The organism is Cognatiluteimonas weifangensis (assembly GCF_003416885.1).
GTDB classification, from domain to species: Bacteria; Pseudomonadota; Gammaproteobacteria; order Xanthomonadales; family Xanthomonadaceae; genus Cognatiluteimonas; species Cognatiluteimonas weifangensis.
The window spans coordinates 96,088-120,138 of sequence record NZ_QVPD01000007.1; the positions used below are offsets into that span (position 1 = coordinate 96,088).

The window sequence follows — 24,051 nt, forward strand, 5'->3', positions numbered from 1 at the left end:
CTGTCGGTCAGACCAGTTGCAGTTCGAAGGCCTTGAGCACCGCGCGGGTGCGGTCGCGCACCCCGAGCTTGGACAGGATGTTGGAGACGTGATTCTTGATCGTGCCCTCGGCCACGCCCAGCGAATTGGCGATCTCCTTGTTGGAGAACCCGGACGCCATCAGTCGCAGGATTTCGGTCTCGCGATCGGTCAACGGATCGGGCCGGTCGAGGCTGACGAACTCGTTGCGCATGTGCTCCAGCCCCGACAGCAGCCGTTGGGTCACCGCCGGCTGCACCAGCGAGCCGCCGGCGGCCACGGTCTGGATCGCGCCGACCAGCTGTTCCAGCGAGACGTCCTTGAGCAGGTAGCCCTTGGCCCCGGCCTTGAGCCCGGCCAGCACCAGCTGGTCGTCGTCGAAGGTGGTCAGGATGATGGTCGGCGGCAGCGCGTCGATCCGCGCCAACGCCTGCAGCGCCTCCAGCCCGGACATCGCCGGCATGCGCATGTCCATCAGCACCACGTCCGGCTTGACCTGCGGGATCAGCTCGACCGCCTGCTTGCCGTCGGCGGCCTCGGCCACCACCTCCATGCCCTCGGCCAGCGCCAGCAGCGAGCGGATGCCCTGGCGCACCAGGGTTTGATCGTCGACCAGACAGATGCGGATCATGGCGGATTCTCCAGCAAGGGCGTTGTGCGGGGATTTGCCGACGGGGTCATGGCGCGGTCGCGGCGGTTTCCGGCGGATCGACGGCGTCGCACCCGGGAAGCAGGCCGCCACCGGCCAGCGGCAGGCGGACGTCGAGCCCGAAGCCGTGCCCGGGCCGGGTCTGGATGTCGACCCGGCCGCCGAACGCGGCCAGCCGTTCGCGCATCCCGCGCAGGCCGTTGCCGGCGACCGGCGCCGCGGCGCCGCGGCCGTCGTCGCGCGCCTGCAGCCGCACCTGGCCGCCATCGTAGCGGTAATGCAGGCGCAGTTCGCCCGCCTGCGCGTGGCGCACGGCGTTGGTGATGATCTCCTGGGTGCAGCGCAGCAGCACGTGCGCACGCTCCGGGTCCTCCAGCCGGAACGGCTGCGGCATCCGCATGTCGATCCGCAGCCCGGCGACGTTGTCGGCCAGCGGCAGCAGGGTCGCCGCCATGTCGATGGCGTCGTTGCTGCGCAGGCGGCTGACCGCCTCGCGCACGTCGCTGAGCAGCAGCCGCGCCAGGGTATGGGCCTGGTTGACGTGTTCCTGCGCCTTGCCCTGGACCAGGTGGCCGGCGACTTCCAGGTTCAGGCTGAGCGCGGTGAGGTGGTGGCCGAGCAGGTCGTGCAGCTCGCGGGAGATGCGCGTGCGTTCGTTGATCCGTGCGCTCTCGGCCAGCAGCGCGCGGGTGGCGCGCAGTTCGGCGTTGAGCCGGCGCTGGTCCTCGCGCGCCTGCGCCTGCTGCCGCGCCACCAGGCTGGTGACGAAGACGAAGCCGGAGAAGCCGGCGTACAGCAGCGACTGCATCAGCGCCTCGACCCAGGACATGTCGAGCCAGCGCACGTACACCGGCACCACCAGGAACTCGCTGAGCACCAGCCAGGCCACGCCCAGCGGCAGCGGCAGCAGCCACGGCAGCACGCAGGCGGCGACCATCAGCAGGATGCTGCCCAAGCCGCTGGCGCTGTAGTAGCTGATCGCCACCGCACTGGCGGTCAGCACCAGCAGCAGCAGGTAGTCGAAGGCGCCGACCCGGCGGCCGCCCAGCGCCCGGGTTAGCCAGCCGTAGCACAGGCCGAAGGCGGCATACGCGGCCCACGCATGCCAGCCGATGCGGGCGACCGCGACCGCCTCCCCGTCCAGGCCGGCGGCCGCCTGGTCGGCCGGCAGCAGCGCCAGCAGCAGCAACGGCATGCCGATCACCGCCCAGGTGAACAGGCCGGCGTAGCGCAGCAGACGGCTATGGTTCAGGTGCGCGAACATGCGGCATCTTAGGCGCAATATGGCACCTGCGCAGTCCCACGAAAGTCATGCCGCGCAGCCCGCGCGGCCACCCCGGCACGCCCGGCCATGCGATAATCCGCGCTGGCGCAGCCTTGGGGCGTCGCTGCCGCCGGGGCCTCCTTTGCAGACCGTTTCCACGCCGGAGTCAGGAATGTCGATCGTCATCCGCGACGTGCGCGAGCACGAGCTGGATTCCGTCCTTGCCCTCAACAACGCCGCCGGCCCCGCCATCCTGCCGCTCGACGCGGCCCGTCTCCGCCGTTTCCACGCCGATGCCGAGTATTTCCGCATCGCCGAGCGCGACGGCACGCTCGCCGGGTTCCTGGTCGGCTTCGGCTCGCGCGCCCGGCACGACAGCGTCAACTTCCGCTGGTTCGCCGAGCGCTACCCGGATTTCTTCTACATCGACCGCATCGTGGTCGCCAGCCGTCGCCGCGGCGGCGGCGTGGGCCGGGCGTTCTACGCCGACGTGCAGAGCTACGCCGAGTTGCGTTACCCGCAGCTGGCCTGCGAGGTGTTCCTGGACGACGGCAACGACCCGGCGCTGCTATTCCACGGCAGCTTCGGCTTCCGCGAAGTCGGCCAGCACGTGATGCCGGGCGTCGACGGCGGCCCCGGGCACCGCGCCGCAATGCTGATGAAGGAACTCTGCAGCTACCCCTGGGTGCGCGATACCTACCGCGGACACCTGCCCGAGGTCCCGTGGATCGTCGCGCCGCGCACCGCCGCCGCGCCCGTCCAGCGCGCCACGGGTACCTGACGTGGCGGCCGCTCGGACCGACTACGAACCCGCCGGCGAGCTCAAGATCGGCCAGGTCGGCATCGCCAACCTGCGCGTGCGCACGCTCGACGTCGACCGGCTCGCCGCGGAAATGCGCGAGCGCGTGGCGCGCGCGCCGAAGCTGTTCGCGCGCGCCGCGGTGGTGGTGGATTTCGGCGGCCTGGCGGCCACACCCGACCGTGGCGCCGCGCAGGCCCTGATCGACGCCCTGCGCGCGGCCGGCGTGCTGCCGGTGGCGCTGGCTTACGGCACCAGCGACAACGACGCGCTGGCGCAGCAGCTCGGCCTGCCGCTGCTGGCCAAGTTCCGCGCCCAGTACGAGCGCGCCGACACCGGCGCCGCCGCGGCTGCACCTGCGCCCGCGCCCGCGCCGGCGCCCGCCAAGGCCAGCGCGCCCAAGCCGGCCGCCGTCCCGCCCCCGGCGCGCCCCGCCGGCGAGCCCGGGCTGGTGCAGACCGCACCGGTGCGCTCCGGGCAGCAGGTGTACGCCGAAAACCGCGACCTCACCGTGCTGACCGCGGTCGGCGCCGGTGCCGAGGTCATCGCCGACGGCTCGATCCACATCTACGGCGCGCTGCGCGGCCGCGCCCTGGCCGGCGCGCAGGGCCACGAAAAGGCACGTATCTTCTGCCGGGAGTTCCACGCCGAGCTGGTCGCCGTCGCCGGCCACTACAAGGTGCTGGACGACATCCCGAAAGAGCTGCGCGGCAAGCCCGTGCAGATCTGGCTGGAGCAGCAGGAACTCAAGCTCGCCGCGCTCGACTGAGCCGGCGGCACCCCCTCAAGGCTGGGTCACCCCAAGGAGAAGTGTTTTGGCCGAGATCATCGTAGTCACGTCCGGCAAGGGCGGCGTCGGCAAGACCACCACCAGCGCGTCGCTCGCCTGCGGCCTCGCGCGCCACGGCAAGCGCGTGGCCGTGATCGACTTCGACGTCGGCTTGCGCAACCTCGACCTGATCATGGGCTGCGAGCGCCGCGTGGTGTACGACTTCGTCAACGTGATCCAGGGCGATGCCTCGCTGAAGCAGGCGCTGATCAAGGACAAGCGCTTCGACAACCTGTTCGTGCTGGCCGCCTCGCAGACCCGCGACAAGGACGCGCTGACCACCGAGGGCGTGCAGAAGGTGCTCGACGACCTCGCCGCCGACGGCTTCGACTACATCGTCTGCGATTCTCCGGCCGGGATCGAGAAAGGCGCGTTCCTGGCGATGTACTTCGCCGACCAGGCGGTGGTGGTGGTGAATCCGGAAGTCTCCTCGGTGCGCGACTCCGACCGCATCCTCGGCCTGCTGGCGTCCAAGACCCGCCGCGCCGAAGCCGGCGAGCGAGTGCAGGAGCACCTGCTGCTGACCCGCTACAGCCCCGCGCGCGTGGAAACCGGCGAGATGCTCTCGATCGGCGACGTCGAGGAGGTGCTCGGCCTGAAGACGATCGGCGTGATCCCCGAATCCGGCGACGTGCTCAACGCCTCCAACAAGGGCGAGCCGGTGATCCTGGACATGGAGTCTCTGGCCGGCCAGGCCTACGACGACGCGGTCGCGCGGCTGATGGGCGAACAGCGCCCGATGCGCTTCACCCAGGCGGAGAAGAAGGGCTTCTTCAGCAAGCTCTTCGGAGGTTGAGGCATGGGCATGTTCGATTTCCTGAAGGCCAAGAAGAACACCGCCTCGATCGCCAAGGACCGCCTGCGCATCATCATCGCGCAGGAACGCAGCACCCACGGCGGCCGCGACTACCTGCCGCTGCTGCGGCGCGAGCTGCTCGAGGTGATCCGCAAGTACGTCAACGTCGACGTCGAGGCGGTGAAGGTGGACGTGGTCAAGGACGGCGACCAGGACGTGCTCGACATCTCGGTGTCGCTGCCCGACGATCGCGCCGCGACCGCGTGACGCGCGCCGCCCCGCGGTTGCGCCGTCCGCAGCGCCGACGTCGCGGGAGCGACGCCGGCGCGGCGCGAGTCGCGATTTCCCGCCCCGCATGAGCGCCGGACAGGCCGCCACCCGCGAGGCCGCCGCACCGGTCCTGCTCCTGCGCGACATTGCCGGCGCCGATGCCGCCGCGCTGCTCGCCGCTTACGGACTGCGTCTGGTGCGCGTCGCCGACGGCGCGCCGATCCCCGGCAGCTACTGGGGGGAGCCCGAGGCCGGCCTGATCGGCTGCGAGGTGTACGCGCGCGGCGACACCCCGCTGCACTCGCTGCTGCACGAAGCCGCGCACCTGATCGTGCTGCCGCCCGAGCGCCGCGCCGCGGTGCACACCGACGCCACCGACTCGGTCGCCGAGGAAGACGCGGTGTGCGTGCTGCAGGCGCTGCTGGGCGACGCGCTGCCGGGGGTCGGCGCCGCGCGCGTGCTCGCCGACATGGACGCCTGGGGCTATACCTTCCGCCTGGGCAGCGCGCAGGCCTACGTCGCACACGACGCCGCGGCCGCCTGGGCCTGGCTGGCCGCGCGCGGCCTGATCGACGCGCAGCGGCGCCTGCGCTTGCCGGCGGCCGCGGCCCCCGCATAAGCGGCCCGCGCTTGCGCCGCCCACGGCCGCGCACTAGCCTGCCGGTTCCGCCGCCGCCGCGCCGCTGCGGCCATTGCAAGGATCGTCCATGAAGCACCGGCCCGTGACCTCCCGCCGCGCCCCGCTGTCCACGGCCGTGGCCGCGCTCGCCATCGCCGCCCTCGCGCTGTCCTTCAGCGCCTGCAAGCGCACCCCCTCCCCGGGCAGCGAGGCGCCGCCCGCGACCAGCGCGGCGCCCGCGGACGAGACCGCCGACCAGTTCGTCGCCCGCGTCAACCAGGAAATGCGCGACAGCTATACCGAGCTCAGCGCCGCGCAATGGATCTCCTCGACCTACATCAACGACGACAGCGAGCTGCTCGCGGCCAAGGCCAACGAGCGCTGGCTGACCCGGCTCAACGGCTGGATCGAGCAGGCGCGCCGGTTCGAAGGCCAGCCGATGTCGCCGCAAACCGCGCGCGCGATCATGCTGTTGAAGCTGATGACGGCGATGCCGGCGCCGCGCGATCCGGCCAAGCTCGCCGAGCTCACCCGCATCGCCACGAAGATGGAAGGCATGTACGGCTCCGGCGCCTACTGCACCGGCGAGGGCGAGGCGCGCAAATGCCGCCAGCTCGGCGAACTGGAGAACGTGCTGCGCGGCAACCGCGACTACGCCGCCCAGCTCGACGCCTGGCGCGGCTGGCACACCATCGCCCAGCCGATGCGCAAGGACTACACGCGCTTCGTCGAGCTGGTGAACGAGGGCGCCAAGGACATGGGCTTCGCCGACGCCGGCGAGGTCTGGCGCTCCGGCTACGACATGCCGCCGGCGCAGATCGCCGCCGAGACCGACCGCCTCTGGGGCCAGGTCAAGCCGCTGTACGAGCAGCTGCACTGCTACGCGCGCACCCGCCTGGACGCCAAGTACGGCAAGGACAAGGGCGAGGTCGCCGGCGGCATGCTGCCCGCGCACCTCATGGGCAACATGTGGCAGCAGGACTGGAGCAACCTGTGGGACCTGCTGCAGCCCTACCGGGACGCCGGCAGCCTCGACATCACCGGCGCGCTGCAGCGCCAGTACCGCCAGGACTACAGCGCCCGGCTGGCCCGGCATGCCGGCACGCCCGACAGCGACGCGCTGGCCGAGATCGAGCGCGCCGCGCAGCTCGACAGCGCCCGGCAGATGACCACGCGCGCGCAGGACTTCTACGTCTCGCTGGGCATGCCCAAGCTGCCGGAGAGCTACTGGGAGAACACCCAGTTCATCAAGCCGCGCGACCGCGACGTGGTCTGCCACGCCAGCGCCTGGGACATGAACATGGCCGGCGACGTGCGCACCAAGATGTGCATGCAGCCCAACGAGGAAGACTTCACCACCATCTACCACGAGCTCGGCCACGTCTATTACTACCTGGCCTACAACAAGCTGCCGCCGATCTTCCAGTCCGGCGCGCACGACGGCTTCCACGAGGCGATCGGCGACACCATCGTGCTGGCGATGACGCCGCAGTACCTGCAGTCGATCGGCCTGGTCGACGCGCAGCAGCAGTCGCACGAGGCGCTGATCAACGCGCAGATGCGGATGGCGCTGGCCAAGGTCGCGTTCCTGCCGTTCGGGCTGATGATCGACCGCTGGCGCTGGGGCGTGTTCGACGGCTCGATCAAGCCGGACCGGTACAACCAGGCGTGGTGGGAATTGAAGGCGAAATACCAGGGCGTGGCCCCGGTGCAGGCGCGCGGCGAGGAGTTCTTCGATCCGGGCGCCAAGTACCACGTCCCGGGCAATACGCCGTACACGCGCTACTTCCTCTCGCACGTGCTGCAGTTCCAGTTCTACAAGGCGCTGTGCGACGCGTCCGGGTTCAAGGGCCCGCTGTACGAATGCAGCTTCTACGGCAACAAGGCCGCCGGCGAGAAATACCTGGCGATGCTGGGCAAGGGCGCCAGCCAGCCGTGGCAGCAGACGCTGAAGGAGCTCACCGGCGGCGAGCGGATGGACGCCTCGGCGGTGCTGGAATACTTCGCCCCGCTGCAGGCCTGGCTGCAGCAGCAGAACGAGGGCCAGAGCTGCGGCTGGACCGGGACCGCGGTGGCCACCGGCCCCGCTGCGGCGTCGTCCGCGCCCGGCAAGCGCTGAGGCCCGCGTCGGCCGTCACGGGTTCCCGCCGGCGCATGCCGGCGGGCTGCATGACTGCCCGATGAAGGCCGCCGGCATCCCGGGCCGGGACCGCGACGCCGACGATATAGTGGCCGCATCCGTCCATTCCCCCGGTTGCATGCCATGACTCCGAAATTCCGTTCCATCGCCATCGCTGCGAGCCTGCTGCTCGGCGCCTCCGCCGTTGCGCAGGCCCAGTCCACTTCCGGCAACATCGCCGGCGAAGCCGTCACCGGCGAAACCATCGTCGTGGAAGGCGTCGACAACGGCTTCCGCCGCGAAGTCAGGGTCGACCAGGACGGCAAGTACGCGATCCGCCGCATCCCCACCGGGGTCTATGTGGTCACCCGCACCCGCGCCGACGGCAGTACGGGACAACCGCAGCGCATCGAGGTCCACGCGGGCGTCACCGTGCGGCTCAAGTAAGCGCCGCGATCGCGGTTACCGAAGGCCGGCGCATGCCGGCCTTTTCATTGCCAGTACCAAAGTCACTTGCGGGCGGGAACCATCGCCCGCCACCCTCGAAACCCCGTTGTTCGGATCGACATGACATGTTTCCTGGAAAGCCGAAGTCCCTGCTGCTCGCCCTCGCCCTCGGCGTCGGCCTGCTGTCCGCTGCCCAGGCGCAATCGAGCTCCGGCAACATCGTCGGCGCCGCGGTTGCCGGCGAAACGATCGTCGTCCGCGGCGACGACACCGGGTTCCACCGCGAAGTGGAAATCAGGGAAGACGGAAAATTCACCATCCGTCGCATCCCGACCGGAACCTACACCGTGGTCAGGGTCCGCGCGGATGGTACGGCCGGCACGGCGCAAACCGTGGTCGTGCAGATCGGCAGCACGGCACGCGTGCAATAGCATCGCCGCCTTCTCGCGCACCCCGATGCGCGCCGCCGGCAACCACGGGTTCCCTCCAGCACCAAGGAGTCCATACTCCGCCCATGGACGACCTCGCAACGCAGCTGCCCGAAACCGCCACCGCCCTGCCCGCACGGTTCTACGTCGAACCCGCGATGGCCGGCATCGACCGGCATGCGATCTTCGACCGCGGCTGGCACCTGCTCGCGCACGTCAGCCGGCTGCGCGCGCCCGGCGACCACGTCGTCGCCGACTGCGCCGGGCTGCCGGTGCTGGCGGTGCGCGGCAGCGACGGCGAGATCCGCGCCTTCCATAACGTCTGCCGGCACCGTGCCGGGCCGATCGCGCAATGCGACGGCCTCGGCGCCAAGGCGCTGCGCTGCCGCTACCACGGCTGGACCTACGGCCTGGACGGGCAGCTGCGCTCGGCGCCGGAAATGAAGGGCGCCGTGGACTTCGACGTTGCCCAGGTGCGCCTGCCGCAGCTGGCGGTACGCGAATGGCAGGGGCTGGTGTTCGCGGCGGTGGACGTCGCCGCGGCGCAGGACTTCGAGGCGCTGGTGGCGGGCATCGACGCGCGCCTCGGCGCCGGACGCGGCCTGGAACGCTACGCCCACCACCAGCACGTCGCCTACGAGATCGCCTGCAACTGGAAGGCGTACGTCGACAACTACCTGGAGGGCTACCACGTCCCGCACGTGCACCCGGGGCTCAACCGCCTGCTCGACTACCGCAGCTACCGCACCGAACTGGCGGACTGGCACTCGCTGCAATGGAGCCCGCTGGAGAGCGATGCTTCGTTGTACGGCACGGGTGATGCGCTGTACTACTGGCTGTGGCCCAACACCATGCTCAACATCCTGCCGGACCGGCTGCAGACCAACCGGGTGCTGCCGCTGGGCGTGGACCGCTGCCGCGTCGAGTTCGACTTCTACTATCCACCCGACGACAGCGGCCAGGCGCGTGCCCGGCGCGAGGCGGACCGCGCCTTCAGCGACGAGGTGCAGTTGGAGGATCTGCGCATCTGCGAGGACGTGCAGCGCGGGCTGGCCTCGGGCTCGTACGTGGCCGGGCGCCTGAACCCGCTGCGCGAAAGCGGCGTGCACCACTTCCACGAACTGCTGCGCGCGGCCTACCGCGCCGCCACCTAGGCCGGGGCATGGCCGCAGAACCGACGCCGGCGCGACCGCTCGGCCTGTGGTCGGCGACCGCGCTGGTGGTCGGCAGCATGATCGGCAGCGGCGTGTTCCTGCTGCCGGCGTCGCTGGCGCCCTACGGCGCCACCAGTCTCGTCGGCTGGGCCATCACCCTGTGCGGCGCGCTGCTGCTGGCGCTGACCTTCGCGCGTCTGGCGATGCACTGGCCGCAGACCGGCGGCCCCTACGCCTACGCGCGCAACGCCTTCGGCGACTTGCCCGGGTTCGTGGTGGCGTGGAGCTACTGGGTGTCGATCTGGTGCGCCAACGCCGCGATCGCGGTCGGCTTCGCCGGCAGCATCGGCGCGGTGTTCCCGGCGCTCACCGCCACTCCGCTGCGCGCCGCCGGCTGCGCGCTGGGCGCGCTGTGGCTCTGCATCGGCGTCAACCTCGCCGGCGTGCGCGAGGCCGGGCGCATGCAGCTGCTGACCACGGCGCTGAAGCTGCTGCCGCTGCTGCTGTTCGGGTTCGTCGCGCTGTGGTTCCTCGACACCAGCCACTACCTGCCCGAATCCGGCAGCCAGCCGCTGTCGGACGCGGTGCAGGCCACGGTGGCGCTGACGCTGTGGGCGTTCCTCGGCCTGGAGGCGGCGACCGTGCCGGCCGGCGCGATCGCCGCACCCGAACGCACGATCCCGCGCGCGACCCTGCTCGGCACCCTGCTCGCCGGCATCGCCACCATCCTCGCCTGCACCGTGGTGCTGGGGGTGCTGCCGATGGCGCAGGCGCAGGCTTCCGCCGCGCCGATGGCCGATGCGGCGCGCGCACTGTGGGGGCCGGCGGCGGGCATCGCGGTGGCGCTGGTCGCGGCGGTGTCGTGCTTCGGCGCCCTGAACGGCTGGGTGCTGATCTCCGCGCAGGTGCCGCTGGCGGCGGCGAACGACGGCCTGCTGCCGCGCCGCTTCGCGCAACTGGACCGGGACGGCACGCCGGTGTTCGGGCTGCTCGGCAGCGGCGCGCTCGCCTCGCTGCTGGTGCTGGCCAACTACAGCCACAGCCTGGTGCAGTTGTTCACCTTCTCGATCCTGCTGTCGACCGCGGCCACCCTGCTGCCCTACGTGATCAGCAGTGCGGCCTGGCTGCGCAGCGGTTCCGGCCAGGGCCGCATGGTCGCGGCACTGGCGCTGGCGTACAGCCTGTATGCCCTGGTCGGCACCGGCGCCGAGGCGCTGCTGTGGGGCGCCGTCCTGGTCCTGGCCGGCCTGCCGCTCTACTGGTGGCAGCGCCGGCACTGACGCCCCGCGGCGGTGCATCGTCGTTGCCCCCCGGATGCACCGCGCTCGCCCGCGCCATGCCCCCGCGGGGCGGCATGCGCCAGCGCGCGGTTACGGGCGCTCGACCGGTTCGACCGATTCCACCGGCCCCTGCGCCAGCAGCAGCGCGTGCCCGGCCTGCATCTCCCAGCGCCAGAACGCCCAGCCCAGCAGCGTGAACCCGGCCGCGCCCAGCGCCAGGTACAGGCCATGGTGGCTGAGCAGCGGCGACAGCACCCCGGCGATCACCGCGTTGGACACCAGCCCGGTGAAGGCCTGCAGCGACGAGGCGCTGCCGCGCTGGCGCGGATACATGTCGAGGATGGCGAGGGTCAGGATCGGGAACACCAGCGCGATGCCGAAGGCGTTGAGCATCATCGGCAGCACCGCCCACGGCACCGCCGGCGCGGCCACGGCCAGGTTGTAGACAAGGTTGGCGGCCGCGGCCACGCCGCAGCACAGAAAACCGAACCGGGTCTGCGCCATGCCGCTGACGCGGCCGGCGATGCGCCCGGACACATATGCGCCCAGCATCATGCCGCCGATCATCGGCACGAAGAACCAGGCGAAGCTGCGCTCGTCCAGCCGCAGCAGCCCGAGCACGAACGCCGGCGCGGAGGCGATGTACAGGAACAACGCGCCGAAGTTGAAGGTGCCGGCCGCGGCCAGGCGCTGGAAGCGCGGATTGAGGAAGATCGCCACGTAGTCGCGCAGCAACCGCCGCGGCTTCGGCGCCAGCCGCGCCGCGGGCGGATGCGTTTCCGGCAGGCCCAGCCAGGTCGCCAGCAGCAGCGCCAGCGAGAACGCCACCAGGAACCAGAAGATCATCGGCCAGCGGCTCCAGCCCAGCAGCCAGCCGCCCAGCACCGGCGCGATCGCCGGGGCGATGCCGAAGATCACCGACACCTGGCTCATCAACCGCTGCGCGTCGTCGCCGTGCAGCACGTCGCGGATCACCGCGCGGCCGACGATCAGGCCAACCCCGGCCGACAGCCCCTGCAGCGCGCGGAACGCCAGCAGCGTGGCGAACTCGGTCGCCAGCGCGCAACCGACCGAGGCCAGGGTGAAGACCGCCAGCCCGCCCAGGATCACCCGCCGCCGCCCGATCGCGTCCGACAGCGGCCCGTGCACCACGCTCATCAGCGCATAGGCGATCAGGTACACGCTGATCGTCTGCTGCATCGCCAGCTTGTCGGCGCCCAGCTGCGCGCCGATCTGCGGAAACGCCGGGAAGATCGTGTCGATCGAGAACGGCCCGAACATCGCCAGTCCGCCGAGCAGGATCGCCAGGCGGCGGATCGAAATCGGCGCGGCGGCGGCCGGCATCAGGCGCCCGGGCCCGCGGCCGCCGCGGGCGGCCCCTTCAACTCGACCAGGTTGCCTTCCGGATCAAACAGGTATTGCGAGGGGCCCTCGCCCTCGGCGCCGTAGCGCATGCCGAAGCTGCCCACGCGCACCCCGTGCGCCTGCAGGTGCGCCAGGATCGCGCCGCGGTCGAACGGCGCCACCCGCAGGCACAGGTGGTCCAGGTTGCGCCCCGCCGCGTCCGCACCCGCCCCGCCGGCCGGCGGGGCGGCAGGGCCGGCGTCGTCCGGCGCGGCCGGGACCAGGTCGATCAGCGCGGCCCCGGCGCGCAGTTGCAGCAAGCCGATCGCGTCCACCCGGCGTTCGACCCGGCAGCCGAGCACGTCGCAGTAGAACGCCTGCATCGCGGCGGCGTCGCGGACCCGCAGGACCACATGGTCGATCCACTGCAGCTGGAAGGGAGGTGGGTTCACGGCACGCCCAGCCTGGGGGCGGCCATGTTAAGGCCGAATCGTGCCGGCTTCCTCGCCGCGGGGAGCGGAACTGCGCCGGACCCCGCCCGGACCCGAATCGGGGCGAAAGCGCAGCGCTCCTTGCCCCGGGGCGTAGCCTTCCATGCCGGGCTGCGCCCCGCCGCTCTCCGCCCTGGTGCGGGGCGAGGCCGGCGCGCAGCGGCTATAATCGGCCGGCAGCATGCGGTGGGAGAAGCGGGGCGCATCCCCGCTGCCGACGGCGTAACGCCCGTAATCGCTCAGGCCCCACGACCGCCGCGTGCACACACTCTGGAGAGACCGGCCTGCCCGCACGGCAGGGGCCGGCGCCGAAGGGGCAAGAAGCGCGCACCTCCCCCGCTGCCGCCACGGAGCATCGCTTCCAAACTCTCAGGCAAAAGGACAGAGGGGCGCCCACGCATCCGCCTGCTCCCGCCCCCTGCGCCGCGCCCGCGGCCCGCCGAGACGCCCACATGACCCAGCAGCCCGCCTCGCTCCGCGACCTGGAGCACCACGACGCCTTCATCGCGCGCCACATCGGCCCCAACGACGCCGAGATCGCGCACATGCTGCGGGCCATCGGCCAGCCCTCGCTCGAGGCCATGACCGACGCCATCGTCCCGGCGTCGATCAAGTCGCAGGCACCGCTGGCGCTGCCGGCGCCGATGACCGAGGTCGAGGCGCTGGCGAAGATCCGCGCCATCGCCGAGCGCAACCAGGTATTCCGCAGCTTCATCGGCCAGGGCTACTACGGCACCCACCTGCCCGCCGTCATCCTGCGCAACATCCTCGAAAACCCGGCCTGGTACACCGCCTACACGCCCTACCAGGCGGAAATCTCGCAGGGCCGGATGGAGGCGCTGATCAATTTCCAGACGATGTGCGCCGAGCTCACCGGCATGGAGATCGCCAACGCCTCGCTGCTGGACGAGGCCACCGCCTGCGCCGAGGCGATGACCCTGGCGCGGCGCTCGTGCAAGGCCAGGTCGAACGTGTTCGCGGTCTCCAGCGGGCTGCACCCGCAGTCGCTGGCGGTGGTCCGCACCCGTGCCGAGCCGCTCGGGATCGAGGTGGTGGTGGCGCCGGACGCCGAACTCGCCGCGATCGACGCCTTCGGCGTGCTGCTGCAGTATCCCGACACCTTCGGTGCCGCCCACGACTACGCCGCGCTGGCCGAAGCGGTGCACGCGCGCGGCGCGCTGGTGGCGGTGGCCACCGACCTGCTGGCGCTGACCCTGCTCAAGCCGCCGGGCGAATGGGGCGCCGACATCGTGGTCGGCAACAGCCAGCGCTTCGGCGTGCCGTTCGGCTTCGGCGGCCCGCACGCCGCGTTCATGGCCTGCCGCGACGCCTACAAGCGCTCCATGCCCGGGCGCCTGATCGGCGTCTCCATCGACGCCGAGGGCAAGCCCGCCTACCGGCTCACGCTGCAGACCCGCGAGCAGCACATCCGCCGCGAGAAGGCCACCAGCAACATCTGCACCGCGCAGGTGCTGCTGGCGGTGATGGCGGCGATGTACGCGGTCTACCACGGCCCGGCGGGGCTGACCCGCATCGCCCGCCGCACCCATCGCCTGGCCGCGATCCTGGCCGCGGCGCTGCGCCAGGCCGGAGTCGCGGTCGGCGACGGTTTCTTCGACACCCTGCACGTCACCGGTATCGACGCCGCCGCGATCCACGCCAAGGCGCACGCGGCCAGCATCAACCTGCGCCCCATCGACGCCGGCAGCCTCGGCATCAGCCTCGACGAGACCAGCGCCCGCGAGGATCTGCTCGCGCTGGCGCAGCTGTTCGGCGCGCGCATCGACGACATCGATGCGCTCGACGCCGCCACCGCCGACGCCCTGCCGGCCGCGCTGCGGCGGCAGTCGCCGTTCCTGCAGCATCCGGTGTTCAACACCTACCACAGCGAGCACGAACTGCTGCGCTACATGCGCGCGCTGGCCGACAAGGACCTGGCGATGGATCGCACCATGATCCCGCTGGGCTCGTGCACGATGAAGCTCAACGCCACCGCCGAGATGATCCCGATCACCTGGCCGGAGTTCGCGAACATCCACCCGCTGGCGCCGGCCGCGCAGGCGCAGGGCTACCAGGAGCTGATCGACGACCTGGAAGCGATGCTGGTGGAATGCACCGGCTACGACGCGGTCAGCCTGCAGCCCAACTCCGGCGCCCAGGGCGAATACACCGGCCTGCTGGCGATCCGCGCCTGGCATCGCGCCAACGGCCAGCCGCAGCGCACCGTGTGCCTGATCCCGGAATCCGCGCACGGCACCAATCCCGCCTCGGCGCAGCTGTGCGGCATGAGCGTGGTGGTGACCAAGTGCGACGCCAACGGCAACGTCGACGTCGCCGACATCCGCGCCAAGGCGGAAAAGTATTCCGATCGCCTGGCCGCGATCATGATCACCTACCCGTCCACGCACGGCGTGTTCGAGGAGGACATCGTCGAGATCTGCGAGATCGTGCACCGGCACGGCGGCCAGGTGTACACCGACGGCGCCAACATGAACGCCTTGGTCGGCGTCGCCAAGCCCGGCAAGTGGGGCTCGGACGTCTCGCACCTGAACCTGCACAAGACCTTCTGCATCCCGCATGGCGGCGGCGGCCCGGGCGTGGGTCCGTGCGCGGTCAAGGCGCACCTGGCGCCGTTCCTGCCCTCCACCACCCTGCTGCTCCCGGGCGAAGGCGCCCGCACGGATGCGGGGCAGCCCGGTCGCGGCGGCGGCATGGTCAGCGCCGCGGCTTTCGGCAGCGCCAGCATCCTGCCGATCAGCTGGATGTACATCGCGATGATGGGCGCCAGCGGCCTGCGCCGCGCCACCCAGGTCGCACTGCTCAATGCCAACTACATCGCCAGCAAACTGGCGCCGCATTACCCGACCCTGTACACCGGCCGCAACGGCCTGGTCGCGCACGAATGCATTCTCGACCTGCGCCCGCTCAAGGACGCCACCGGCATCAGCGCCGAGGACGTGGCCAAGCGCCTGATCGACTTCGGCTTCCACGCGCCCACGCTGAGCTTCCCGGTGGCGGGCACGCTGATGGTGGAGCCGACCGAGTCCGAGTCGCTCAACGAGCTCGATCGTTTCATCGATGCCATGATCCAGATCCGCGAGGAGATCCGTGCGATCGAGGACGGCCGCCTGGACCGCGAGGACAACCCGCTCAAGCACGCGCCGCACACCGCGACCCAGGTGTCCGCGTCGGAATGGACCCACGCCTATCCGCGCGAGCTGGCCGCCTTCCCGCTGCCCACGCTGAAGCTGCAGAAATACTGGCCGCCAGTGGCGCGCGTGGACAACGTCTACGGCGACAAGAACGTGTTCTGCAGCTGCGTGCCGATCAACGCCTTCTTCGACGAGATCGAGGCCTTCAGCGAACCCAACGTGTCCTGACTCCGTCCGCGCGTTGCGGTCCGCCGGACGCGACAAGGCCCCGCAGTGCGGGGCCTTGCCGTTTCCACGAGTTGCGCATAGCGGCGCATTTCCTTTTTCCGGGGGCGACAGCCTGCAGCGTCTCCCGGACACCCAGCGGCCTTCGCCAGCCTGGCCATGGGGGAGCGACCAAAGGGAATCCGCCGCGATCGTTCGCGCAGCCGCAGGCAACGCCTGCGCTCAGCGAGCGTCCTTGTCGAAATCGCCCGGCAGCGCGCGCTCGATGAAGTGCCAGCCATCGCGGACCGCGCCGCGGGCCTCGTTCCAGGCCAGCCTGGACTTGCCGCGGGTGGCGTCCCAGTCGCTCTCCAGCTGCGATTCGACATCGTCGAACCGCTGGCCGCGATATGCGCCGTAGGTGTCGTAGCCGTATTTGTAGGCCGGCTCGTAATCGTTCCAGGTGCGATTGGCGCTGTAGTACGGCGTGGTCTGGTAATTGCTGCGGAAATGCTCGACGTACTCGGTCGGATTCACCGCTTCGGCGAGCGCGCCGCCGGCCTTGGCGCCGGCCACGGCGCCGACCAGCGCGCCCACTGCCGTCCCCACCGGGCCGGCCACCGATCCCACTGCCGCACCCGTGATCGCGCCTGCGCCGGCACCCGTACCCTCGCCGATGCTGTGGTCTTTCTTGATGTCTTTCATCGTTGGTTCCCGTTAGTCCTGCTGGCTTATTGCCGCGACCGACGATGCAGCATCGCGCATGCCTGTCGCGTGAAGCGCGCAGGAAAATTTCCTCGACGATTCAGCATGCAACACACCGACGAATGCATCCCCCATCTGCAGCGCATCCCGCACGCATTCAGACGTGCCGGCGCAATGCGCCGGACCCATGCCGCCGACGGTCCCGCACAGGCCGGGCCACCGGCTTCTGCGCTGAGTCGGCGCTTGAAAAGAAAGCCGCCCGAAGCGATGAACTCCAAGCTCGCAAAGTCGCTGCCCGGCGGGCTGGGGGTGCGGAGAGCAGGCCATGGATGGCCTGCGCCCCGACTTAAAGACAGGAGGTCGTCAGGAGGGCGCAGCACCCCCAGCCCGCCGGGCGGCGACTCCTTCCGAAGCCGATCTCACGAAAGCAGGCCATGACTCGAAGTCAGGCCAGGCCCGGCCTGCGCCCCAACTTGCACGCAGGGCATCGTCAGGAGGATGCAGCACCCAGCCCGCCAGTCGGCGGCTCCGTCCGAAGCCGATCACCGCAGCCGGAAGAGAAACAAACCCCCGCGCGGATTTGCTGGACTCGGTTCTCGCGGCCGACCCAGCGGCTCGCGCGCCTTAGCGCACCGGCACGCTCCCCGGCGGGAAGCCGGCGAACATCTTGCCGATGGCCAGGTCGATGTGCTCGTTGACCTTCTGTGGCGAGCTGGGGATGGTGCCTTCGGCACTGCCGCTCCAGATCGCCTGCTTGCTGCGGGTGTCGAACATGTCCAGCACCAGGGTGCCGACGGTGTAGCTGCGCACGCGCGCGTGCCGGTAACCGGCGCTCATGCCCCAGTAGCGATCCCAGCCCCAGCCGCCCCACATCGGACCGTCGTAGAAACTGTCGATGGTGTACTCGCGGTGGCTGGCGACGTTTGCGGCCAGGGCAACGTCGGCCGTCTCGGCGGACGCCAGGCGCCAACCCTTGGCCTGCAGCTGCGCGTCGATGCCGGCGACGATGCGCTGGTTGATCAGCGGCGGCGCGTTTTCGGGTTTCTGCCGCCAGTAGTAGGTCTGGTACTGGCTGAAATTCACGCCCGGGTCGTGGTCGGTGTAGACGGCCGGAGTGGCGCAGGCGGCGACGGTCAGCGCGAGCGCGGCGAGGAAGGCGAGGCGGGCCATGATGGGCTCCGGAGCGGTGACGGACGGGCATAAGGTCCACCGGCCGGAGTTGCGGGCCCGTGAACGGGCGCCGGCCGGATGCGTCAGCGCAGCGGTGCGGCCAGCACCAGGCGGTCGACCGGGTAGCCGCGGGCGCGGGCGTCGGCCTCGAGCCGCTCGAACAGCGCCCGGTCCATGGCCGGCGCGCGCGACAGCACCCACAACGACTTGCGGCTGGGGCCGCCGACCACGGCCCACTGGTAGCCGGGGTCCAGGTCCAGCACCCAGTAGTCGCCCCACACCGCCGGCAGCCACGTCAGCCAACGCGGGGCGAAGCGCACCTGCAACGCTCCGGGCTGGCCCGCCACCGTGCGGGCGACGCCGGTGACGGCGCTGATGCGGCCGTCGTTGCGGCGGCAGGCGTTGCGCACCTGCAAGGTGCCGTCGGGCTGCGGGGTGTAGGTGGCGGTGATGGTGTCCACGCACTGGCGCTGGAAATACTGCGGCAGGTGCGCGATCTCGTACCAGTGGCCGCTGTAGCGCTGCAGGTCGAGACGGGCGACCGGCCGGTTGGGCAGGTGCGGCGCGGCGGCGCCGTTGCCGGCAGCGATGGCGAGGCTGAGCAGGGCGACAAGCATGACAGCGATCCCTCCGCGGGCGGGAGGCCGGCCATGCTACGGCAAGCCGGATCGGGGCCGGATGAGGGCCGTCGCCGGTAGCGACGCCGGCCACGGTGCGCCGCCGATGCCGTTGGCCGCCCTCTTCCGCCCTCCCGGTGGCGGCGACGCCGGCAAGGGTACGCCGAGGCCCTGGGTCACCCCGGACGCCTCGGCATGCTGGCTGCGCAAGCCGGGCATCGACACCGCGCAGGCGGACGTGAGTGGCTGCCGGCGCAACGCGGACTGGGGTTGCAGCCGCAGCCGCCCGAAGGCCGCCTCAGGCCCAGGGATCGCGCAGCACGATGTTGGCGTCGCGGTCGGGGCCGGTGCTGACGATCGCCAGCGGGCTGCCGGCCAATTCCTCCAGCGCGCGCAGGTAGGCGCGTGCGGCGGCGGGCAGCTTGTCCCACTCGGTGATGCCGTGGGTGGACTCCTGCCAGCCCGGGAATTCCAGGTACACCGGCGTGCATTCGTCCCAGCCGGCGGCGTCCAGCGGCGCGTATTCGGTGCGCTTGCCGCGGTATTCGTAGGCGATGCAGATCTTCAGCTTGTCCATGCCGTCGAGCACGTCGAGCTTGGTGATGCACAGGCCGCTGATGCCGTTGATGGCGACCGCGCGCTTGAGTGCGACGATGTCCATCCAGCCGCAGCGGCGCGGACGGCCGGTGGTGGCGCCGTACTCGGCGCCGCGGTCGCGCAGGCCCTGGCCGACGGCGTCGTCGAGCTCGGTCGGGAACGGGCCGCCGCCCACGCGGGTGGCGTAGGCCTTGGCGATGCCGAGCACGTAGTCGATCGCGTCGGCGCCGACGCCGGCGCCGGCCAGGGCGCCGCCGATGGTGGTGTTGCTCGAGGTCACGTAGGGATAGGTGCCGTGGTCGATGTCCAGCAGCGAGCCCTGCGCGCCCTCGAACAGCACCCGCTTGCCCTGCCGGCGCAGCTCGTGCAGGGTGCCGGCGACGTCGGACTTCATCGGGTCGACGTAGGCGCCGAAGGCCAGCGCCTCGTCCAGGGTCTGCTGGAAGTCCACCGGCGCGACCTTGAGGTACCGGGTCAGCACGAAGTTGTGGTAGTCGAGCGTGGCGCGCAGCTTGTCCGCCAGCTCCGCGGGGTAGTTGAGGTCGGCCACGCGGATGCCGCGGCGCGCGACCTTGTCCTCGTAGGCCGGACCGATGCCGCGGCCGGTGGTGCCGATCGCGTCCTTGCCGGCGGCCTGCTCGCGCGCCTGATCCAGGGCGATGTGGTAGGGCATGATGATCGGCGTGGCCGGGCTGATCTTCAGCCGCGAACGCACGTCCACGCCGGTGGCCTCCAGCTCGTCGATCTCCTTGCGCAGGGCGCCCGGGTGCAGCACCACGCCGTTGCCGATCAGGCACAGCGCGCCTTCGCGCAGGATGCCGGAGGGGATCAGGTGCAGCACGGTCTTGTGGCCGTTGATCACCAGGGTGTGGCCGGCGTTGTGGCCGCCCTGGAAGCGCACCACCGCGCCGATGTCCTGGGTCAGCAGGTCGACGATCTTGCCCTTGCCTTCATCGCCCCACTGGGCGCCGAGAACGACGACTGACTGACCCATGACCTGTGACTCCTGCTGCGGCGTGTAGGAGCGGCGTAAGCCGCGAGCGCTTCCGCATTGCCTGCGCCGGGGAGAAAGTTCGCGGCTTGCGCCGCTCCCACGGAGGCAGACACGGAAAAAGCCGGTGGGGACGCCCCCATCGGCTTTGGCGCATTATCCGGGTTTTTGGCAGGCGGGGCCAGTCGCAGCCCCGCTCGCCAGCCGGCATGGGCTGGCCTTCCGTCTCCCCACGCCGCGGGGCGAGGGGTCAAAAGAGCGGATCATGGGGCGCGGGAGGGTGGCGCACGAACCGGGATTTTCCGGTGCGGGCTAGACGCCGCGGACGAAATACAGCGCCAGCAAGCCGGCAATCACGACGAGACCGCCGATGGCGCGGACGTGGCGGTTGGGCAGCGCATGCAGCTGCTCGGCGGCGCGCTTCCAGGCGCCGGGCGCGGCGAACAGGAACAGGCCTTCCAGCACCGCCACCAGGCACAGCGCGGCCCACAGCTCGCTCATCGCCGGCGCCGCGCGGTCAACGGTCGCTGCGCAGGTATTGCAGGAACGGATCGTTGCGCTCCAGCACCAGCACCGCATTGCCGTCGGCGAAGGACTTGCGGTAGGCCTCCAGACTGCGGTGGAAGGCGTAGAACGCCGGATCGCGTTCGTAGGCGTTGGCGTAGATGCGCGCGGCCTCGGCGTCGCCTTCGCCGCGCAGCTTCTGCGCGTCGCGCTCGGCCTCGGCGACGATCACCGCCTGCTGGCGGTCGGCCTCGGAGCGGATCTTCTGCGATTCCTCGTCGCCTTCGGCGCGCAGCTTGCTGGCGACCTGCTGGCGCTGGGCGCTCATGCGCCGGTACACGTCGCGGATCACGTCGCCGCCCTCCGGCAGGTCGATGCGCTTGATCCGCAGGTCCTGGATGGTGATGCCGAGCGTGGCGGCGCCGCGGTTGATCGATGCCAGCTGCGCGTCGACGATCGCCGCACGGTCGCCGGAAACCGCCTGCTTGAGGGTGCGCGAGTTGATCTCGTTGCGCAGCGAGTCCTTGATGATCGGCGCCAGGCGCTGCACCGCGATCGACTCGTCGCCGCCGGTGGCGCGGTAGAACGCGCGCACGTCGCTGATGTAGCCGATGGCGAAGAAGTCGACGCTGACGTCCTTCTTTTCCGAGGTCAGGTAGCGCTCGGGTTCGGCGTCGAGCACCTGCAGGCGGCGGTCGAAGATCCGCGCGCTTTCCACCAGCGGGATCTTGAAGTGCAGGCCGGGGCCGACGTCGGTGCGCGCCACCCGGCCCAGGTTGAGGACGATGGCGGTGTGGCCTTCGTTGACCACGTACACCGAGCCCAGCAGCGCCAGCAACGCGGCGGCGGCGATCGGGATCCAGACGGAGAACTTCATCGCGTGGCCTCCTCGCGGCCGGCAGGTCGCGGGCTGCGGCCCGGGCGCGTGCCGCCGTTGCCGGCGGCGTCCACGGCCGGGGCGACCATGTCCGGGGTCAGCAGCGGCGCGGTGGCGGCGCTGGCGGCGCCGCCGGGGCCGGCCATCGGCACGTAGATCAGCTGGCGGCCGTCGCCGCCGACCACCTTGCGGTTGTCGGCCAGCACCTGCTGCACGGTCTCCAGCCACAGGCGTTTGCGGGTGACTTCCGGCGCCGCCCGGTACTGCTCCAGCAGCAGCGAGAAGCGTTCGCTGTCGCCGGTGGCGCGCGCGATCGTGGCGGCCTTGTAGCCTTCGGCCACGGTGCGCACGCGCGCGGCCTGGCCGCGGGCTTCCGGCACGATCTTGGCGGCGTAGGCCTGCGCCTCGCTGGTCAGGCGGTCCTTGTCCTGCTGCGCGCTGTTGACGTCGTCGAAGGCCGGCTTGACCTCTTCGGGCGGGCGCGCGTTGGGCAGGTTGAGCTCGGTCACCGCCAGCCCGGTGTCGTAGGCCTTGAGCGCCGCTTCCAGCCGCTGCTTGGCCGACACCGACAGCGCCGCGCGCGCGCTGAGCACGGTATCCAGGTCGGAGCGGCCCACCTGCTCGCGCACCGCGCTCAGGGTGGCCTGCTGCAGTACCTGGTCGGCATCGCGGGTGCCGAACAGGTACAGCTGCGGATCGGCGACGCGGTACTGCACGTTGACCTCGACGCTGACGATGTTCTCGTCGCTGGTCAGCACCGGCACGGTGTCGCTGAAGGTCTTGATGGTGGTGGCGTTGACCTTGAACACGCGTTCCACCGGCCACGGCCACTTGAAGTGCGGGCCGGGCTGCATCACCCGCGCCAGCTGGCCGAAGCGCAGCACCACGCCGCGCTGCTGCTCGGCCACCAGCACGAAGCAGTTGAACGCCAGCCACAGCACCGCCAGGATCGCGATCCAGCGGCCGGCGCCGCCGGCACCGCCGCCGGACAGGCCGCGCAACGGCTCGAGCAGCCGGTCGAAGGGCGTGCCGCCGCGCCGACGCGGATTGCGGCCGTCCTTGCCGGACCCGCCGGGGATGTTCCAGGCCATGCCTGCTCCAAAAGGGAATGCGACGTCGGGCCGGGGGCCCGCGTTCGGGGGATTCTAGGGGGGGCTACCGCCGGTCTCAAGCAACAGCGCCTGCAGCGGTGCACCGTAGGCATGCGTGGCGATGCGCACGGCGTCGGCCCGCGCCAGGTCCAGGCGCAGGCGCCAGCCGTGCTCGTCGTGGGATTCGGCGCGCACCGCGCCGAGTTCGTGCAGGTGCGCGCGCAGGCGACCGGCGTCGGGCGGCAGGCGCAGCTCGGCATGGATTCGGCGCAGCCCCAGGCGCTGGCCCAGCGCGGCGCGCAGCAAATCCAGGCCGAGGCCCTCGCGCGCGGAGATCCAGACCCGTTCGCGCGCCTCGCCGGGGCGATCGTGGCGCGGCTGCATGCTGGCCGCCGCCGCGGCATCCGCATCGTCCTGCGCCGCCGCGCGCACCGCGATCCGGTCGATCTTGTTGTAGACCAGCAGCTGCGGGATGTCGCCGACGCCGATCTCCGCCAGCACCGCATCGACCTGGGCGATGCGCTCCTCGCGCGCCGGATCGGCGGCATCGACCACGTGCAGCAGCAGGTCGGCCTCGCGCGCCTCCGACAGGGTCGAGCGGAACGCAGCCACCAGCTCGTGCGGCAGGTCGCGGACGAAGCCGACGGTATCGGCCAGCACCGCGTTGCCGCCGGGCAGCGCGATCCGGCGCACGGTCGGATCGAGGGTGGCGAACAGCTGGTCGGCGGCGTAGGCGTCGGCGCCGCTCAGCGCGTTGAACAGGGTCGACTTGCCGGCGTTGGTATAGCCGACCAGGGCCACCCGCGGCAGTTCGCTGCGCACCCGCGCGCGGCGCATCTGCGCGTGCTGCACCTCGACCTTGTCCAGCCGCTTCTGCAGCTGCTCCACGCGCTTCTGCAGCAGCCGCCGGTCGGTTTCCAGCTGGGTTTCACCGGGGCCGCGCAAGCCAATCGAACCGCCGCGCTGGCGCTCCAGGTGGGTCCAGCCACGGACCAGGCGGGTGGCGATGTGCTTGAGCTGCGCCAGTTCGACCTGCAGCTTGCCCTCGGCGCTGCGCGCGCGCTGCGAAAAGATGTCCAGGATCAGGCCGGTGCGGTCGACCACGCGCCGTTGCAGCGCGCGTTCCAGGTTGCGTTCCTGCACCGGGCTGAGCGGGTGGTTGACCAGCACCAGGTCGGCGCCGGTCGCCTCGCAGGCGGCCTTGACTTCCTCGAGCTTGCCGCTGCCGATCAGGGTCGCGGGATTGGGCCGGTCGATGCGCGCGTTGATCAGCGCGGCGACGCCGGCGCCGGCCGAACGCGCCAGGTCGGCGAATTCCTCCAGCAGGCCCTCGTCCGGCGGACCGCCGGCATGCGGCTGGATCAGCAGCGCGGTTTCGCCCTTGCGGGAACGTTCGAACAAGGGCGGGAGTCTCCGGAGGAAGGGACGGCGAGGGACCCTGTCGAGATGCGGCAGGATCGGACGAAATCAAGGCCCGGAACCGGACACGCCGGGGGGGCGTGGGTCGGACGGCAGCGGGCTCCGGGGCTGGCCGGAGCGTGGCTTGCGCGTGCGGCGCGGCCGCAGGCCCAGCGCTGCGGCGCCCGACGTCGCCGGACTGCGCGGCCGGGCGGCGCCTGCCCTCCCGGGACGCGGC

At 71.2% G+C, this 24,051-nt stretch carries 23 protein-coding genes and 1 riboswitch; of the genes, 11 read left to right on the forward strand and 12 right to left on the reverse strand.

The window, feature by feature from the left end; genetic code table 11:
- Positions 1–7 precede the first annotated feature (7 nt).
- Together D0Y53_RS08320 and D0Y53_RS08325 are read right to left on the reverse strand one after the other, a co-directional pair.
- A complete protein-coding gene (locus D0Y53_RS08320) occupies positions 8–649 on the reverse strand; it encodes a response regulator (protein WP_117202760.1) in 642 nt (213 codons plus the stop codon).
- Positions 650–695: 46 nt separating this feature from the next.
- Positions 696–1,931, reverse strand: coding sequence for a sensor histidine kinase (locus tag D0Y53_RS08325; protein WP_117202761.1), 1,236 nt, complete (start codon positions 1,929–1,931; stop codon positions 696–698).
- 172 nt (positions 1,932–2,103) lie between these two features.
- Here D0Y53_RS08325 and D0Y53_RS08330 point away from each other — a divergent pair, with 172 nt between their 5' ends.
- The 10 genes from D0Y53_RS08330 to D0Y53_RS08375 all read left to right on the forward strand — a co-directional run bounded on the left by D0Y53_RS08330 (position 2,104) and on the right by D0Y53_RS08375 (position 10,672).
- A complete protein-coding gene (locus tag D0Y53_RS08330) occupies positions 2,104–2,712 on the forward strand; it encodes a GNAT family N-acetyltransferase (protein WP_117202762.1) in 609 nt (202 codons plus the stop codon).
- A 1-nt stretch (position 2,713) separates the two neighbouring features.
- Positions 2,714–3,499, forward strand: coding sequence for a septum site-determining protein MinC (gene minC / locus D0Y53_RS08335; RefSeq protein WP_117202763.1), 786 nt, complete (start codon positions 2,714–2,716; stop codon positions 3,497–3,499).
- 46 nt (positions 3,500–3,545) lie between these two features.
- Complete coding sequence (gene minD, locus D0Y53_RS08340) at positions 3,546–4,355, forward strand: septum site-determining protein MinD (RefSeq protein WP_117202764.1); 810 nt, start codon at positions 3,546–3,548, stop codon at positions 4,353–4,355.
- Positions 4,356–4,358: 3 nt separating this feature from the next.
- Positions 4,359–4,622, forward strand: a complete 264-nt coding sequence (gene minE / locus D0Y53_RS08345; protein WP_117202765.1) for a cell division topological specificity factor MinE — start codon at positions 4,359–4,361, stop codon at positions 4,620–4,622.
- A gap of 88 nt (positions 4,623–4,710) precedes the next feature.
- Positions 4,711–5,244: a hypothetical protein gene (locus D0Y53_RS08350; RefSeq protein WP_117202766.1), complete on the forward strand. Its 534-nt coding sequence runs from the start codon at positions 4,711–4,713 to the stop codon at positions 5,242–5,244.
- Positions 5,245–5,332: 88 nt separating this feature from the next.
- Positions 5,333–7,363: a M2 family metallopeptidase gene (locus D0Y53_RS08355; protein WP_117202767.1), complete on the forward strand. Its 2,031-nt coding sequence runs from the start codon at positions 5,333–5,335 to the stop codon at positions 7,361–7,363.
- A gap of 144 nt (positions 7,364–7,507) precedes the next feature.
- Complete coding sequence (locus D0Y53_RS08360; RefSeq protein ID WP_117202768.1) at positions 7,508–7,810, forward strand: carboxypeptidase-like regulatory domain-containing protein; 303 nt, start codon at positions 7,508–7,510, stop codon at positions 7,808–7,810.
- 125 nt (positions 7,811–7,935) lie between these two features.
- Positions 7,936–8,241, forward strand: a complete 306-nt coding sequence (locus D0Y53_RS08365; RefSeq protein ID WP_158550623.1) for a carboxypeptidase-like regulatory domain-containing protein — start codon at positions 7,936–7,938, stop codon at positions 8,239–8,241.
- Positions 8,242–8,324: 83 nt separating this feature from the next.
- Complete coding sequence (locus D0Y53_RS08370) at positions 8,325–9,392, forward strand: aromatic ring-hydroxylating oxygenase subunit alpha (RefSeq protein WP_117202770.1); 1,068 nt, start codon at positions 8,325–8,327, stop codon at positions 9,390–9,392.
- An 8-nt stretch (positions 9,393–9,400) separates the two neighbouring features.
- Positions 9,401–10,672 (forward strand): amino acid permease, encoded by a 1,272-nt coding sequence (locus D0Y53_RS08375; RefSeq protein WP_117202771.1) that lies wholly within the window; start codon positions 9,401–9,403, stop codon positions 10,670–10,672.
- Between the two features lie 90 nt (positions 10,673–10,762).
- Here D0Y53_RS08375 and D0Y53_RS08380 read toward each other — a convergent pair whose 3' ends face one another.
- Positions 10,763–12,016, reverse strand: coding sequence for a multidrug effflux MFS transporter (locus D0Y53_RS08380; RefSeq protein ID WP_117202772.1), 1,254 nt, complete (start codon positions 12,014–12,016; stop codon positions 10,763–10,765).
- Positions 12,016–12,468, reverse strand: coding sequence for a VOC family protein (locus D0Y53_RS08385; RefSeq protein WP_117202773.1), 453 nt, complete (start codon positions 12,466–12,468; stop codon positions 12,016–12,018). The genes D0Y53_RS08380 and D0Y53_RS08385 overlap by 1 nt, the downstream gene beginning before the upstream one ends.
- Before the next feature lie 299 nt (positions 12,469–12,767).
- Positions 12,768–12,902: riboswitch (glycine riboswitch) on the forward strand.
- Between the two features lie 57 nt (positions 12,903–12,959).
- Between D0Y53_RS08385 and gcvP the strand changes: the two genes are divergently transcribed.
- On the forward strand, positions 12,960–15,887 hold the full coding sequence (gene gcvP / locus D0Y53_RS08390) for an aminomethyl-transferring glycine dehydrogenase (protein ID WP_117202774.1): 2,928 nt from the start codon (positions 12,960–12,962) through the stop codon (positions 15,885–15,887).
- A 219-nt stretch (positions 15,888–16,106) separates the two neighbouring features.
- Here the strand turns inward: gcvP and D0Y53_RS08395 are convergent, their stop codons facing one another.
- The 8 genes from D0Y53_RS08395 to hflX all read right to left on the reverse strand — a co-directional run bounded on the left by D0Y53_RS08395 (position 16,107) and on the right by hflX (position 23,816).
- Positions 16,107–16,568 carry a glycine zipper domain-containing protein gene (locus D0Y53_RS08395; RefSeq protein WP_117202775.1) on the reverse strand — a complete coding sequence of 154 codons (462 nt, stop codon included), beginning with the start codon at positions 16,566–16,568 and terminating at the stop codon, positions 16,107–16,109.
- A 624-nt stretch (positions 16,569–17,192) separates the two neighbouring features.
- Positions 17,193–17,738 (reverse strand): DUF4136 domain-containing protein, encoded by a 546-nt coding sequence (locus D0Y53_RS08400; protein WP_117202776.1) that lies wholly within the window; start codon positions 17,736–17,738, stop codon positions 17,193–17,195.
- Between the two features lie 83 nt (positions 17,739–17,821).
- Positions 17,822–18,355: a lipocalin family protein gene (locus tag D0Y53_RS08405; RefSeq protein ID WP_117202777.1), complete on the reverse strand. Its 534-nt coding sequence runs from the start codon at positions 18,353–18,355 to the stop codon at positions 17,822–17,824.
- Between the two features lie 298 nt (positions 18,356–18,653).
- Positions 18,654–19,946, reverse strand: coding sequence for an adenylosuccinate synthase (locus D0Y53_RS08410; protein ID WP_117202778.1), 1,293 nt, complete (start codon positions 19,944–19,946; stop codon positions 18,654–18,656).
- Between the two features lie 309 nt (positions 19,947–20,255).
- On the reverse strand, positions 20,256–20,444 hold the full coding sequence (locus D0Y53_RS08415) for a DUF2065 domain-containing protein (protein WP_117202779.1): 189 nt from the start codon (positions 20,442–20,444) through the stop codon (positions 20,256–20,258).
- Positions 20,445–20,460: 16 nt separating this feature from the next.
- Positions 20,461–21,324, reverse strand: coding sequence for a protease modulator HflC (gene hflC, locus D0Y53_RS08420; RefSeq protein ID WP_117202780.1), 864 nt, complete (start codon positions 21,322–21,324; stop codon positions 20,461–20,463).
- Positions 21,321–22,415: an FtsH protease activity modulator HflK gene (gene hflK, locus D0Y53_RS08425; RefSeq protein ID WP_117202781.1), complete on the reverse strand. Its 1,095-nt coding sequence runs from the start codon at positions 22,413–22,415 to the stop codon at positions 21,321–21,323. The genes hflC and hflK overlap by 4 nt, the downstream gene beginning before the upstream one ends.
- 54 nt (positions 22,416–22,469) lie before the next feature.
- Positions 22,470–23,816 carry a ribosome rescue GTPase HflX gene (hflX, locus tag D0Y53_RS08430; protein ID WP_117202782.1) on the reverse strand — a complete coding sequence of 449 codons (1,347 nt, stop codon included), beginning with the start codon at positions 23,814–23,816 and terminating at the stop codon, positions 22,470–22,472.
- Positions 23,817–24,051 lie beyond the last annotated feature (235 nt).

Coding starts and splice junctions, on each gene's coding strand:
- D0Y53_RS08320 (WP_117202760.1), bottom strand. CDS start 649: ATGATCCGCATCTGTCTGGTCGACGATCAAACCCTGGTGCGCCAGGGC.
- D0Y53_RS08325 (WP_117202761.1), bottom strand. CDS start 1,931: ATGTTCGCGCACCTGAACCATAGCCGTCTGCTGCGCTACGCCGGCCTG.
- D0Y53_RS08330 (WP_117202762.1), top strand. CDS start 2,104: ATGTCGATCGTCATCCGCGACGTGCGCGAGCACGAGCTGGATTCCGTC.
- minE (WP_117202765.1), top strand. CDS start 4,359: ATGGGCATGTTCGATTTCCTGAAGGCCAAGAAGAACACCGCCTCGATC.
- D0Y53_RS08350 (WP_117202766.1), top strand. CDS start 4,711: ATGAGCGCCGGACAGGCCGCCACCCGCGAGGCCGCCGCACCGGTCCTG.
- D0Y53_RS08355 (WP_117202767.1), top strand. CDS start 5,333: ATGAAGCACCGGCCCGTGACCTCCCGCCGCGCCCCGCTGTCCACGGCC.
- D0Y53_RS08360 (WP_117202768.1), top strand. CDS start 7,508: ATGACTCCGAAATTCCGTTCCATCGCCATCGCTGCGAGCCTGCTGCTC.
- D0Y53_RS08365 (WP_158550623.1), top strand. CDS start 7,936: ATGTTTCCTGGAAAGCCGAAGTCCCTGCTGCTCGCCCTCGCCCTCGGC.
- D0Y53_RS08370 (WP_117202770.1), top strand. CDS start 8,325: ATGGACGACCTCGCAACGCAGCTGCCCGAAACCGCCACCGCCCTGCCC.
- D0Y53_RS08375 (WP_117202771.1), top strand. CDS start 9,401: ATGGCCGCAGAACCGACGCCGGCGCGACCGCTCGGCCTGTGGTCGGCG.
- D0Y53_RS08380 (WP_117202772.1), bottom strand. CDS start 12,016: ATGCCGGCCGCCGCCGCGCCGATTTCGATCCGCCGCCTGGCGATCCTG.
- gcvP (WP_117202774.1), top strand. CDS start 12,960: ATGACCCAGCAGCCCGCCTCGCTCCGCGACCTGGAGCACCACGACGCC.
- D0Y53_RS08395 (WP_117202775.1), bottom strand. CDS start 16,568: ATGAAAGACATCAAGAAAGACCACAGCATCGGCGAGGGTACGGGTGCC.
- D0Y53_RS08400 (WP_117202776.1), bottom strand. CDS start 17,738: ATGGCCCGCCTCGCCTTCCTCGCCGCGCTCGCGCTGACCGTCGCCGCC.
- D0Y53_RS08405 (WP_117202777.1), bottom strand. CDS start 18,355: ATGCTTGTCGCCCTGCTCAGCCTCGCCATCGCTGCCGGCAACGGCGCC.
- D0Y53_RS08410 (WP_117202778.1), bottom strand. CDS start 19,946: ATGGGTCAGTCAGTCGTCGTTCTCGGCGCCCAGTGGGGCGATGAAGGC.
- D0Y53_RS08415 (WP_117202779.1), bottom strand. CDS start 20,444: ATGAGCGAGCTGTGGGCCGCGCTGTGCCTGGTGGCGGTGCTGGAAGGC.
- hflC (WP_117202780.1), bottom strand. CDS start 21,324: ATGAAGTTCTCCGTCTGGATCCCGATCGCCGCCGCCGCGTTGCTGGCG.
- hflK (WP_117202781.1), bottom strand. CDS start 22,415: ATGGCCTGGAACATCCCCGGCGGGTCCGGCAAGGACGGCCGCAATCCG.